12 protein-coding genes and 6 tRNA genes are annotated in these 13,291 nt (G+C 44.4%); 7 read left to right on the top strand and 11 right to left on the bottom strand.

What is annotated here, in order from left to right; translation table 11 throughout:
* Position 1: 1 nt before the first annotated feature.
* From ACK5MF_RS18795 to lolB, 11 genes are all read right to left on the bottom strand, one after another.
* Positions 2 to 68: transfer RNA gene (locus tag ACK5MF_RS18795), tRNA-Leu, on the bottom strand.
* A gap of 33 nt (positions 69 to 101) precedes the next feature.
* Positions 102 to 186: transfer RNA gene (locus tag ACK5MF_RS18790), tRNA-Leu, on the bottom strand.
* A gap of 44 nt (positions 187 to 230) precedes the next feature.
* Positions 231 to 307, bottom strand: a tRNA-Met gene (locus ACK5MF_RS18785).
* 102 nt (positions 308 to 409) lie between these two features.
* A tRNA-Gln gene (locus ACK5MF_RS18780) sits at positions 410 to 484 on the bottom strand.
* 25 nt (positions 485 to 509) lie between these two features.
* Positions 510 to 594 (bottom strand) — tRNA-Leu (locus ACK5MF_RS18775).
* A gap of 51 nt (positions 595 to 645) precedes the next feature.
* A tRNA-Met gene (locus tag ACK5MF_RS18770) sits at positions 646 to 722 on the bottom strand.
* A 290-nt stretch (positions 723 to 1,012) separates the two neighbouring features.
* Complete coding sequence (gene ychF, locus ACK5MF_RS18765; RefSeq protein ID WP_416924047.1) at positions 1,013 to 2,104, bottom strand: redox-regulated ATPase YchF; 1,092 nt, start codon at positions 2,102 to 2,104, stop codon at positions 1,013 to 1,015.
* 10 nt (positions 2,105 to 2,114) lie between these two features.
* The gene (pth, locus tag ACK5MF_RS18760; RefSeq protein WP_416924046.1) at positions 2,115 to 2,705 is read right to left on the bottom strand and encodes an aminoacyl-tRNA hydrolase; all 591 of its coding nucleotides are present in this window, start codon (positions 2,703 to 2,705) and stop codon (positions 2,115 to 2,117) included.
* 142 nt (positions 2,706 to 2,847) lie between these two features.
* Positions 2,848 to 3,792: a ribose-phosphate pyrophosphokinase gene (locus tag ACK5MF_RS18755; protein ID WP_165312030.1), complete on the bottom strand. Its 945-nt coding sequence runs from the start codon at positions 3,790 to 3,792 to the stop codon at positions 2,848 to 2,850.
* A complete protein-coding gene (gene ispE, locus ACK5MF_RS18750; RefSeq protein ID WP_416924045.1) occupies positions 3,785 to 4,708 on the bottom strand; it encodes a 4-(cytidine 5'-diphospho)-2-C-methyl-D-erythritol kinase in 924 nt (307 codons plus the stop codon). The genes ACK5MF_RS18755 and ispE overlap by 8 nt, the downstream gene beginning before the upstream one ends.
* A complete protein-coding gene (lolB, locus tag ACK5MF_RS18745) occupies positions 4,690 to 5,304 on the bottom strand; it encodes a lipoprotein insertase outer membrane protein LolB (protein WP_416924043.1) in 615 nt (204 codons plus the stop codon). The genes ispE and lolB overlap by 19 nt, the downstream gene beginning before the upstream one ends.
* A gap of 159 nt (positions 5,305 to 5,463) precedes the next feature.
* On the opposite strand from lolB, the gene hemA reads away from it, so the two are divergent.
* From hemA to ushA, 7 genes are all read left to right on the top strand, one after another.
* Positions 5,464 to 6,723 carry a glutamyl-tRNA reductase gene (gene hemA / locus ACK5MF_RS18740; protein WP_416924041.1) on the top strand — a complete coding sequence of 420 codons (1,260 nt, stop codon included), beginning with the start codon at positions 5,464 to 5,466 and terminating at the stop codon, positions 6,721 to 6,723.
* A gap of 29 nt (positions 6,724 to 6,752) precedes the next feature.
* Complete coding sequence (gene prfA / locus ACK5MF_RS18735) at positions 6,753 to 7,841, top strand: peptide chain release factor 1 (protein WP_416924040.1); 1,089 nt, start codon at positions 6,753 to 6,755, stop codon at positions 7,839 to 7,841.
* A 3-nt stretch (positions 7,842 to 7,844) separates the two neighbouring features.
* A complete protein-coding gene (gene prmC / locus ACK5MF_RS18730; RefSeq protein WP_416924039.1) occupies positions 7,845 to 8,708 on the top strand; it encodes a peptide chain release factor N(5)-glutamine methyltransferase in 864 nt (287 codons plus the stop codon).
* Between the two features lie 94 nt (positions 8,709 to 8,802).
* The gene (locus ACK5MF_RS18725; RefSeq protein ID WP_416924038.1) at positions 8,803 to 9,186 is read left to right on the top strand and encodes a SirB2 family protein; all 384 of its coding nucleotides are present in this window, start codon (positions 8,803 to 8,805) and stop codon (positions 9,184 to 9,186) included.
* Between the two features lie 83 nt (positions 9,187 to 9,269).
* Positions 9,270 to 10,079, top strand: a complete 810-nt coding sequence (locus ACK5MF_RS18720) for a SirB1 family protein (protein ID WP_416924037.1) — start codon at positions 9,270 to 9,272, stop codon at positions 10,077 to 10,079.
* A 19-nt stretch (positions 10,080 to 10,098) separates the two neighbouring features.
* Entirely contained in the window at positions 10,099 to 10,950 is an 852-nt protein-coding gene (gene kdsA, locus ACK5MF_RS18715) for a 3-deoxy-8-phosphooctulonate synthase (RefSeq protein WP_416924036.1), read from the top strand.
* A 359-nt stretch (positions 10,951 to 11,309) separates the two neighbouring features.
* Positions 11,310 to 12,971 (top strand): bifunctional UDP-sugar hydrolase/5'-nucleotidase UshA, encoded by a 1,662-nt coding sequence (gene ushA / locus ACK5MF_RS18710; protein ID WP_416924035.1) that lies wholly within the window; start codon positions 11,310 to 11,312, stop codon positions 12,969 to 12,971.
* Positions 12,972 to 13,291: the final 320 nt, after the last annotated feature.

Here is a 13,291-nt window from a genome sequence, read left to right as displayed (position 1 = left end):
AGGCGAGACTTGAACTCGCACACCTTGCGGCGCCAGAACCTAAATCTGGTGCGTCTACCAATTTCGCCATTTCCGCAAAACTTTTAAGATATCGAGAATAATGGTGCGGAAGGAGAGACTTGAACTCTCACACCTTACGGCGCCAGAACCTAAATCTGGTGCGTCTACCAATTTCGCCACTTCCGCTTCTCGGTATCATAATTATCTGCATTGCAAATAATTAAAATAAGTGGTGGCTACGACGGGATTTGAACCTGTGACCCCATCATTATGAGTGATGTGCTCTAACCAGCTGAGCTACGTAGCCATCATTTTTGAGCGAGACAATATAATACAAACTCGCTACGAGTTCCAATAAATTTTCAAATACTGAAACGTTATTAATAACATTGTTGTTATTAAAGAAAAATGGCAGGTCTACCTGGATTCGAACCAGGGAATGGCGGCATCAAAAGCCGCTGCCTTACCGCTTGGCGATAGACCTGCAGAGATGATTGCTCATCTGAATATGGTGCGGAAAGAGAGACTTTAACTCTCACACCTTGCGGCGCCAGAACCTAAATCTGGTGCGTCTACCAATTTCGCCATTTCCGCATTATTTCCTAAAAACTTTCGAAATTGCTATTTCAATAAGCGCTTAGGAAATGGTGGCTACGACGGGATTTGAACCTGTGACCCCATCATTATGAGTGATGTGCTCTAACCAGCTGAGCTACGTAGCCATTGCCATATTTGCGTTCAGAGATAAGTTGCCTTATTGCTGAGAACGGTGCGCATTATGCGGATCTGCTTTCTGAGCGTCAATAGTTTTTTTGAATAAATCGCCTTAAACTCATCGTTCGACTTTTTTTTAAACAAAGAGGTGTGTTTGTGATCAAAAAGTACTAACAAAACAACAGATTTATTACTTTTGCATCGCTGAAATTTTTAATGTTTCTTTCAGTAGAGAGTGAATAAAAAATAAAAAAACCAACCGACTGGTTGGCTTTTGTTCAGTTATCACTTTTGCCGATTACACGTTGAAACGGAAGTGGACAACATCACCATCTTTCACGATGTAATCTTTACCTTCTAAACGCCATTTACCTGCTTCTTTCGCACCGCTTTCACCGCTAAATTGGATAAAGTCGTCATAACCGACAACTTCTGCGCGAATGAAACCTTTTTCAAAGTCTGTGTGGATTTTGCCGGCGGCTTTTGGCGCTGTAGCACCAACAGGGATTGTCCAAGCGCGAACTTCTTTAACACCTGCGGTGAAGTAAGTTTGTAGTGCTAGCAGTTCGTAACCGGCACGAATTACGCGGTTTAGCCCCGGTTCTTCGATATCCATGTCTGCTAGGAACTCTTCACGTTCGTCGTCTTCTAGCTCAGAGAGTTCTGACTCAATGGCGGCACATACAGGAACAACAACGTTATTCTCTTTGGCGGCAAATTCACGGACTAGATCCAAGTACGGGTTGTTTTCAAAACCATCTTCTGCAACGTTAGCGATGTACATGGTTGGTTTTAAGGTTAAGAAGTTCAGGTAGTCAATGGCTGCTAGTTCTTCTTTAGACAAGTCAACGGTGCGTGCCGAGCCGCCTTCTGTTAGTACTGGCAGCAGTTTTTCAAGTGCTACAAGCTCTAACTTAGCATCTTTGTCACCGCCTTTTGCTTTCTTCGAGTTACGTTGGATAGCACGTTCACAAGAATCAAGGTCAGCCATCGCCAATTCTAGGTTGATGACTTCGATATCTTCGATCGGTGAAACTTTACCCGCAACGTGTACGATGTTTTCGTTCTCGAAACAACGAACAACGTGACCGATAGCATCAGTTTCACGGATGTTAGCCAAGAATTTGTTACCTAGGCCTTCACCGCGAGAAGCGCCCGCAACCAGACCTGCAATATCCACGAATTCCATTGTGGTTGGAAGGATACGCTCAGGATTTACGATTTTCGCTAGCGCATCTAGACGAAGATCTGGCACTGGTACCACGCCAGTGTTTGGTTCGATGGTACAAAACGGAAAGTTTGCCGCTTCGATACCTGCTTTTGTAAGAGCATTGAAAAGTGTTGATTTACCTACGTTAGGTAGACCAACAATGCCACATTTAAAACCCATGTCTGTAACCTTATTCAGCTTTGAACGTGTGTAAGCGATTTTGCGCTTTGGTTAGGCCATCTTTTAACAAGATATCGAGGCAACGTACCGACTCATCGACGGTTGCATCTAATTGCTCCTGCTCTTTAGCAGGGGCTTTGCCTAACACATAACCTGCGACTTTATCTTTGTGTCCCGGATGACCGATGCCAATCCGCAGACGGTAAAATTCTTTGTTGTTACCCAGTTTGCTTATGGTGTCTTTTAAACCATTATGACCGCCATGACCGCCGCCTTTTTTGAACTTAGCAACACCTGGCGGGAGATCAAGTTCATCATGAGCCACCATGATCTCTTCCGGTTGAATTTGGTAGAAGTTTGCAAGAGCTGCAACGGCTTTACCGGATAAATTCATAAAAGTGGTGGGGATCAGCAAACGTAAATCTTCGCCATTGACCACAATACGGCCAGTCAGACCGAAATATTTCGGCTCATTTTTCAACGTAATATTGTGAATACGAGCCAGTTCTTCCACGACCCATGCGCCTGCATTATGTCGAGTTCTAGAATATTCCGGGCCAGGATTCGACAGACCGACAAGTAATTTAATAGATTGACTCAAAGCTAGGATCCCTTAGGAAACGAAAAAGCGCGGTATGATAGCACAAAAATTCTATTCAGATGAAATGACGCTGGAAATAAAAAGCGCCTCATCAACAAGATGAAGCGCTTCATCACTTAATAAATAGAAAGATATCTAAATATTAGTTAAACATAGCAGAGATAGATTCTTCGTTACTAATGCGACGAATAGCTTCTGCTAGCATGGTTGATAGTGTCAACTGAGTCACTTTACCTGTTGCTGCCATTTCTTTAGACAGAGTAATTGAGTCAGTGATGATCACTTGGTCAAGAACAGAGTTCTTAATGTTTTTCGCTGCGTTACCAGAGAATACTGCGTGAGTAGCGTAAGCGAATACACGCTTAGCACCACGGTTTTTCAGAGCTTCTGCCGCTTTACATAGTGTGCCACCTGTGTCGATCATATCGTCTACGATCACACAGTCACGACCTTCAACATCACCAATTAGGTTCATTACTTCAGACACGTTAGCGCGTGGACGGCGTTTGTCGACGATTGCGATATCGATATCACCTAACGCTTTCGCTGTTGCACGAGCACGTACAACACCGCCTAGGTCGGGAGAGACAACCACAGGATCTTCTAGATCACGAGCTTTCATATCTTCAAGAAGAACTGGAGTACCGAAGATGTTATCTACAGGTACATCGAAGAAGCCTTGAATCTGCTCTGCGTGCAGGTCGATAGTCAGAACGCGGTCAACACCAACGTTAGAAAGAAAGTCTGCAACAACTTTTGCAGTGATTGGCACGCGAGCAGAACGCACTCGGCGGTCTTGACGAGCGTAACCAAAATAAGGAATAACAGCAGTAATACGGCCTGCTGAAGCACGACGCATAGCATCAATCATTACCACGAGTTCCATTAGGTTGTCGTTGGTTGGTTTACAAGTTGATTGGATGATAAATACGTCGCTACCACGAACATTTTCATTGATTTGTACTGCAACTTCTCCATCAGAGAAACGGGAAACAGTAGCATCTCCTAGAGAAATGTATAGACGTTCAGCAATACGTTGTGCTAGTTCGGGTGTGGCATTACCAGCAAATAGCTTCATATCAGGCACGGTGAAAACCTCGGGGTTGCGTCCAGTTTTTAATTAGATTGGGGTTGGCTGTTTGGTATGCAGCCAGTGTCTCTTTTAGCGGAGAAACATTTCGCCCTTGGGCGATAAACGCTGAGACAGTGTCAGGGAGTTGGGACAGAACGTTTTTTGCTTCGTTTTCGTTCAAAAATTCAGCAAAAACGCAAGATCCTGTACCGGTCAATCTTGACGGCGCGTATTGTAGCAGCCAAGAAAGTTGCTTATCAACCTCTGGATACAGCATTCGGACAATTTTTTCGCAATCGTTTTCGTATTGAGTGTCAAGAAGCGTTAACAGTGCACGCTTCGGTGTATTTCTGGTTAGCTCTGGATGACAAAAAATATCCTTGGTCGCGATGCTGACATTCGGTCTTACCACTAAATACCATTTTTCTTGTGCCTCAACAGGAGTTAACTCTTCGCCTACGCCTTCGGCAAAAGCGGCAAAACCACGGATAAATACCGGTACATCAGCACCTAGCGCTAAGCCTATTTCTGCAAGTTCGTCATCACTGAGGTGGGTTTGCCACAGAAAATTTAAGGCGACTAACACGGTAGCGGCATTTGAAGAGCCACCACCAATACCTCCACCCATTGGCAGGATCTTGTTTAACTCAATCTCCGCACCCAAGTTACAACCCGTTTTCTGTTGTAATGCGATTGCCGCTTTCCAAATCAGGTTATCTTGTGTTTTTACCCCTTCGAGCTCAGGAGTGAGGACAATTTTACCGCTTTCATTGGCGGTAATAGTGATGTCATCACCGTAATTGAGAAACTGAAACAGAGTTTGTAACTCGTGGTAACCGTTATCACGACGGCCAGTGATGTAGAGAAATAGATTTAACTTCGCAGGAGATGGCCAAACGGTTTTGCCAAAAATCATGGGGTAAGTATCCATTTAGAGATAACAAGTTTTATCGACGTTTTTTGCTGAGTTAGCTGCATTCTATCGGGCAAAGGAATATTACCGTTTTGCCAACTGAATTCTTTATAACGAGTGTAATCGACATGCCAGTTTTGTCGACCCGATGCCTTGTCCAACGAAGCTAATGTGTTGCTTTCATTAAGCTTAAAGTCGTCAGCCTTGGTCGGTAGACCAAGCACCCAGTCCTGAAGATCATCAATAGGGATATCTAGCCCGGTGAGCTGATAAATGAGTATTTGACCATTGGCGGCACTGAAATTCTGCTCGTCATAAGTTTCTACTTTGGCACCGTTGGCGTCGATAGAAAGGCTTAACACTGTTTGACCAAGAAAATTGGTTAAGCGAAGTTGGCTTTGCGTCGGCGACTTTTGCCATTGAAAATTCAATGATTCGCGTTGTTCTGGTGATAGGTAACCGATCTTGCCGATAACTTGATAAGTTTGAATTTGTTGCAGCTTTTGTTGGTGAGTTTGCCATTCGACATCAACAATCGGTTCTGGTGTGGAACTACAGCCAAACAGGGTCAGCAAAAAAGCTATGCTAAGAAGAAAACGCGGTTTTATCATCATAATTGCTCGTTATTTGTGCGGCAAAGTGAGTGAAATTGTCATTACTATATCATTGATATCACGAAGTCGGGAAAACAAATCCTCGTTACTCTTTCAATCATAAGGGGCATAAAGTAAAATTCTGCCCCTAATTCATTCTTACCAGAGAATCCTCGATAGATGTCCTTGCTTGCTATTGGTATCAATCACAATACGGCTTCGGTTGAGTTACGAGAAAAAGTGGCTTTCGGCCCAGATAAGTTGTCTGAGGCACTTGGCCAGTTGTCTGCTGACTCACACGTGAACGGAAGTGTTATTCTTTCGACGTGTAACCGTACTGAAATTTATTGTGATGTTAAATCATCGAGTAAGAACAAATTGATCGAATGGCTGACTCAGTTTCACAACGTCAGTGCTGAAGATTTGAAACCTAGCCTCTACATTCATGAAGACCAAGCGGCTATTCGCCATTTGATGCGCGTCTCTTGTGGTCTTGACTCTCTGGTATTGGGCGAACCGCAAATTCTTGGCCAGGTAAAGCAAGCCTACGCTGACTCTCGTAACAACAATGCGGTGGATTCCTCGCTCGATAAATGGTTCCAGAAAGCATTCTCTGTCGCTAAACGCGTTCGAACTGAAACAGAAATTGGTGGCAGTGCTGTGTCGGTGGCTTACGCTGCTTGTACTTTGGCAAAACAGATTTTTGAATCGTTATCCGATGCGACAGTACTGTTGGTTGGTGCGGGGGAAACCATAGAGCTAGTGGCGAAACATCTGGCTGGTCATCATTGCAAGCGTATTATAGTGGCGAACCGTACTCGCGAACGTGCGATGGGTTTAGCGGAAGAGTTTAATGCCGAAGTGATTGCATTGAACGAAATACCGGATCACCTACATTTTGCCGATATCGTTATCAGTTCAACCGCCAGTCCTTTACCTATAATTGGTAAAGGGATGGTCGAAAGTGCACTGAAAAAGCGTCGCCATCAGCCTATGCTGTTTGTCGATATCGCTGTGCCTCGTGATATCGAATCGCAAGTTGGCGATCTTAATGATGCTTATCTGTATTCGGTGGATGATTTGCAATCCATCGTTGATAGCAACATGGAACAGCGCAAAGTAGAAGCGATTCAGGCTGAAGCGATTGTCAGCGAAGAAAGTGCTGCTTTCATGAGCTGGATGCGTTCACTGCAAGCAGTCGATAGTATTCGTGATTACCGCAAAACAGCGAATGATATTCGAGAAGAATTGTTATCAAAAAGCTTACAAGCTTTAGCGTCGGGTGCAGACCCAGAGAAACTGTTGGTCGAGTTAAGTAATAAACTCACCAACAAACTTATTCATACCCCAACACGAGCGATGCAAAGCGCTGCGGAGTTAGGTGAACCGGCAAAACTTGCCATTATCAGACAAAGCTTGGGTCTTGATGACTCACAGTAATCTGTAACTCTGAATTTAAAGAAGAAAATATGAACTCGTCGATTTTAGTGAAGCTTGAATCTCTTGTTGAACGTTATGAAGAGGTTCAACATCTGTTGGGTGACCCAACGGTTATTGGTGATCAAGATAAATTCCGTGCTCTGTCAAAAGAGTACTCTCAGCTTGAAGAGATTACGCAGTGTTTCCAGGCTTATCAACAAGCTCAGGAAGACTTAGTTGCCGCTGAAGAGATGACCAAAGAAGATGACGCAGATATGCGTGAAATGGCTCAGGAAGAGATGAAAGAAGCGAAAGCAGCCATTGAACGTTTAACTGACGAGCTGCAAATTCTGCTGCTACCAAAAGATCCCAACGACGAGCGTAACTGCTTCTTAGAAATCCGTGCGGGTGCCGGTGGTGATGAAGCGGGTATCTTCGCTGGCGACCTGTTCCGTATGTACAGCCGTTATGCAGAAAAGAAAGGCTGGCGTATTGAAGTGATGTCATCAAATGAAGCTGAACACGGCGGTTACAAAGAGATGATCGCAAAAGTAAACGGCGATGGCGCATACGGCGTACTGAAGTTTGAATCAGGCGGTCACCGTGTACAACGCGTTCCAGCAACGGAATCACAAGGTCGAGTACACACTTCGGCTTGTACGGTAGCTGTCATGGCTGAAGTACCAGAAGCGGAAATTCCGGAAATTAAAGCCAGCGATCTAAAAATTGATACTTTCCGTTCTTCGGGCGCGGGTGGTCAGCACGTTAACACTACGGATTCTGCAATCCGTATTACTCACTTACCAACAGGAACCGTGGTAGAGTGTCAGGACGAACGTTCACAACATAAAAACAAAGCCAAAGCGATGGCTGTTCTTGCGGCGCGTATTGCTCAGGCTGAACTGGCTAAACGTGCGGCAGAAGTGTCAGATACACGTCGTAACCTGTTAGGTTCTGGTGATCGTAGTGACCGTATTCGTACTTACAACTACCCACAAGGTCGCGTGTCCGATCACCGGATCAACTTAACGGTTTACCGCTTAAGTGAAGTGATGGAAGGTGATCTGCAAGCCTTGATTGACCCTGTGTTACAAGAGTATCAAGCGGATCAGCTTGCAGCACTTGCTGAGCAAAACTGATCAATGTTGCTAACCATTGAGGCTGCGTTAAAAGCGGCAACAGAGCAATTTATCGAGAGCGGCAGTGATTCGCCGTCTCTTGATGCCAACGTGCTACTTTGCCATGTGTTAGTCAAACCTCGTTCCTACCTGCTGACATGGCCAGATAAAACTCTCCAATCCGAGCAACAAAGCCAGTTTGACGCACTGATTGAACGCAGAAAATCTGGTGAGCCTGTCGCTTATATCATTGGTGAACGTGAGTTTTGGTCATTGCCACTTAAAGTGTCGCCATCGACTTTGATTCCAAGACCCGATACAGAAAGGCTGGTGGAACTGGCGTTAGATAAAGCGCAACTTATCGACGGTGATATTTTGGACCTCGGAACAGGAACCGGCGCAATTGCTCTCGCTCTGGCGTCAGAGCTGCCACACCGTAATGTGTTCGGCATTGATTTACGAGCAGAAGCTTGGCGGCTTGCAAGCGAAAATGCTGAGCGTTTAGGCATTACCAATGCGTCATTTTGCAACGGCAGTTGGTTTAACCCCGTACCAGTGGGAACAAAGTTTGCTTTAGTGGTTTCGAACCCACCATATATTGAGGAAAACGATCCGCATTTATCGGTTGGTGATGTTCGCTTTGAACCGAAAAGTGCGTTGGTTGCTCAAGACCACGGATTAGCGGATATAAAAACCATCAGCGAGAACGCTCGTGATTATCTGTTGAATGATGGTTGGTTACTGTTTGAACACGGTTACGACCAAGGCGCGGCAGTAAGAGCGATTTTACAGGGTTTTGGCTATAGTAAGGTTGAAACGCAGAAGGATTATGCTGGTAATGATCGTGTTACCTTAGGCCAGTATCGAATAGAAGATAATCTCAAATAACAACAATATCGAATAACAACAATATCGAATAATAACAATATCGAATAATAACGATATCGAACAAAAAGTTATATCAGGCGTAAAGAGGATAAAGATGTACCAAGGTTTAATACATTTCCATATGCTGACGATTGCCATCAGTGCTCTGTTGCTGTCAGTTCGCTATGTCTTGCTGATGATGAATTCCAAGCATCTGCAAAATAAATTTCTCAAAATTGCGCCACATGTGGTTGATACCTTCTTATTGCTATCGGGCATAGGTTTAATCTTTATCACGGGTTTTGTCCCATTTACTGCGGCGGCGCCCTGGATGACAGAAAAGCTCACTTGTGTTCTTGCTTATATTGCACTGGGTTTCTTCACGCTGAAACTGGCGCGTAATAACTTACTGCGCACCTTTGCCTTTTTCGGTGCACTAGGTTGGCTGGGAATGGCGGGTAAAGTTGCGGTAACAAAAATGCCGATGCTCTTTGGCTAGAAGAGAAGCCAGCGAATAGACGAGCAGGTTAGAGATAAAAGCCCAATTGGAACAATCACTGTTAGCGAAGAAAGAGTCGTAAAATGCTTGACTTATTTGATGAAGATTTTGATGAGATGGAGCTGGTTGAGGGGGCATTAATCCTCAATAAAGCCATTGATCCAGAAACTCAAGTAGAATGGGCTGAGCAAGAGTTAAGCTGTCTACTGAATGAAGCTAAAGTAACACTTGCAGATAAATTCGAAGGGAAAGAGCGCTTCGATGCATTCTTACATTTGTTCTATAAAGAGTGGGGATTTATTGGCGATCGCGAAGCGTATTACGATTCCAGTAATGCTTTTATCGACAAAGTGTTGCAGCGCCGTAAAGGTGTACCAGTGAGTTTAGGTGCGCTGCTATTATACTTCGGTAGTAAACTTGGTTTTCCATTGCAAGGGATTACGTTTCCAACGCAATTTTTATTGCAGGTGAATTGGCCAGACGAAACCAATTATTACTTGAACCCATTTACGGGTGAGTATGTGTCAAACCATACCTTACAAGCGTGGTTGATTGGCATGAAAGGTCCTCTGGCAAAACTCAAGGCGGAAGATCTTAAAGTGACTGACCATCCCACCATTATCGGTCGTTGGCTCGCTTTGTTGAAGAGCGCCTTATTGCGTGAAGAGAGCTACACACTGGCACTCAGATGTACCGATTTAGCTCTCACTTTTGTTCCGGATGATCCATACGAAATCCGTGATAGAGGCTATATTTATCAGCAATTAGATTGTCATCAGGTGGCAATATCTGATTATCAGTTTTTTATTGATAATTGCCCTGACGATCCAGCCGCAGAATTATTAAAAACTCAAATGCATGCACTTAGCCATAGTTCTGTGACCTTGCATTAATTATTGAAGAGATTAAAACATGGACCAAAAAATCGTTCACGTTGGCGATATTCCTGTCGCAAACGACAAACCATTCACCTTGTTTGCGGGTATGAATGTGCTGGAATCTCGTGATCTGGCAATGCAAATCTGTGAACACTACGTAAAAGTGACAGACAAGCTGGGTATCCCATATGTGTTCAAGGCTTCGTTTGATAAAGCAAACCGCAGTTCAGTACACTCATACCGTGGCCCAGGCCTGGAAGAAGGCATGAAAATTTTCCAAGAGCTGAAAGATACTTTTGGCGTGAAGATCATTACTGATGTACACACAGAAGCGCAAGCTCAGCCTGTTGCTGATGTGGTAGACGTGATTCAGCTTCCTGCTTTCCTTGCTCGTCAAACTGACCTTGTTGAAGCGATGGCAAAAACGGGTGCGGTAATCAACGTGAAGAAACCTCAGTTCATGAGCCCAGGCCAAGTAGGCAACATCGTTGAAAAGTTCGCTGAGTGTGGTAACGAGAAAATTATTCTATGTGAGCGTGGTTCTTGCCATGGTTACGATAACCTAGTGGTTGATATGCTTGGCTTCGGCGTGATGAAAAAAGTGTCAAACGGCAGCCCAATCATCTTCGACGTGACTCACTCGCTACAAATGCGTGACCCATCTGGCGCTGCTTCTGGCGGTCGTCGTGAGCAAACGGTTGAATTGGCTAAAGCTGGCTTAGCAACAGGTATTGCTGGCCTGTTTATTGAAGCGCATCCAAACCCAGAAAAAGCGCGTTGTGACGGTCCTTCCGCTCTGCCACTCGATAAGCTTGAGCCTTTCTTGGCACAGATGAAGGCTCTGGACGATTTAGTAAAGAGTTTTGAAAACATCGACATCCGCTAATTGAATGAATTTATAAATAAAAACCACCGAAAGGTGGTTTTTTTGTATCGGTACGGCTGGAATGGAGTTGTTGAGAAAACGATTTCATTCACAAATTCAAAGCACTAATTTAAGAAATAGTAAAAAAAGTAGCCTTAATCAACTAGTTTTACTATTTAGCCGATTAAGTGACTAATTTTTTGACGTTTCTAATGTGATCTATTAGACATAAATATGAAATAGAACTGTCACTTATGCGAGGTTATTTTAAGGTTAGATCTATTTTTTCGTAGGTCGGTCTCAAGTTCACTTAACAGATAACGGATTGATCTCGACCTAAAATTATTAATAGTGGATTTCATCAGCTCAAAGGTATGACAATGAAACAAGGCTTTATTCTTAAAACGGTTTTAAGTAGCGCCATTTTGGCGTCATTGGCTGGCTGTGCGACGCAACCTACGCATGAGTGGCAAGCAGATAAAACGTACAAACTGACAGTGCTTCACACCAATGATCATCATGGTCGTTTCTGGCAAAACCAATATGGTGAGTACGGTATGGCGGCACGTAAGACGTTGATCGACGATATTCGCGCTCAAGTTGAAGCAAAAGGTGGCAGCTTGTTATTGCTTTCTGGTGGTGACATTAACACGGGTGTTCCTGAATCTGACTTGCAAGATGCTGAGCCAGATTTCAAGGGTATGACCAAAATTGGTTACGATGCCATGGCTTTGGGTAACCACGAGTTCGATAACCCATTAGAAGTGCTGTTCAAGCAGCGCGAATGGGCGGATTTCCCAATGCTCTCTGCAAACATTTACGACAAAGCAACGGGCAAACGTCTGTTCCAGCCTTACCAAATGTTTGATAAGCAAGGCATCAAGATCGCAGTTATCGGTTTAACCACGGAAGACACAGCGAAGATTGGTAACCCGGAATACATTGGTGGTATCGACTTCCGCGACCCTAAAGAAGAAGCGAAGAAAGTTATCACTGAGCTGAAAAAGACTGAACACCCAGATCTGATCATCGCTGTGACTCACATGGGGCACTACCAAAACGGTGAATATGGTATCAATGCACCGGGTGACGTTGCGCTTGCTCGCTACTTGAATGAAGGCGACTTAGATATGATCGTCGGTGGTCATTCTCAAGAGCCTGTATGTATGGAAGGTCCGAACGTTGTGAAGCAAAACTTCGCACCGGGTGACGAGTGTAAACCAGATATGCAAAACGGTACTTACATCGTTCAGGCATTCGAATGGGGTAAATATGTTGGTCGTGCTGATTACGAATTCCGTAACGGCGAACTCAACATGGTGAGCTACAACCTAGTTCCAGTGAACCTGAAGAAGAAAGTGAAGGTTGATGGTGAAAGCAAGATGGTGATTGCGACAAAAGAGATCCCAGAGAACCAGGAGATGCTGGAATTTTTACGTCCTTTCCAAGAAAAAGGCCAAGCACAGCTAGGTGCTAAAGTTGCCGAGTCTAACGGTAAACTGGAAGGTGACCGTAACGTGGTTCGTTTCCAACAAACTAACTTAGGCCGATTAATTGCTACTGCTCACATGCAACGAGCCAAAGCAGACTTCTCTGTGATGAACTCTGGCGGGGTACGTGACTCTATCGCAGCAGGCGACATCACATATAAAGATGTGCTAAAAGTTCAACCATTTGCAAATATCCTGACTTACATTGATATGTCGGGACAGGATGTGCTTGATTACCTAAATGTTGTTGCGACTAAGCCTGTCGATTCAGGGGCTTATGCGCAATTTTCCGGTATCTCAATGCAGGTCAAAGATGGTCAAGTGTCGAACGTATTTATCGGTGGTAAACAGCTTCGTTTAGACGATACTTACCGTTTCACCGTGCCTAGCTTTAATGCCGCTGGTGGTGATGGTTATCCTAAGATTACCGATCGTAAAGGTTTCGTAAACACAGGCTTCGTCGATGCTGAGGTTCTAAAAGACTACTTAGAAGCGAACAGCCCAATTGACGTAAACAAATATGCCCCCGCAGATGAGATTGTTTATAAATAATCCAATTGGTTATAAATAATCAATAGTCTGATTAATTTGCTCTAGAATAAGCGGTGTCAATACACCGCTTATTTTGTTTGCCCAGCAAAGCTGGCAAACCCGTCCACTTGAAAGAAAGTGGAGTCACCCTGACTAAGGGGAAGACAATCCGAATGGCAAGGGCGTCACGGGCTAACGGTGGGGTCTGAAGGAAGCCATAGGAAGTTAGATGTACACAACTAACCGTAATCTGTTTCGGCGGTACTGGTGGGTAAGCGTCCAAAATAGCGCAAAGCCCAATACTTAGTCAGACCAATACTGTGATTGAGGGTGGGATATCT

Origin of the sequence: Vibrio sp. (genome assembly GCF_047973365.1) — a bacterium.
Lineage (GTDB): Bacteria > Pseudomonadota > Gammaproteobacteria > Enterobacterales > Vibrionaceae > Vibrio.
Note: the sequence above shows the minus strand (reverse complement) of the source record. Positions and strands in the feature narration are given on the sequence as shown.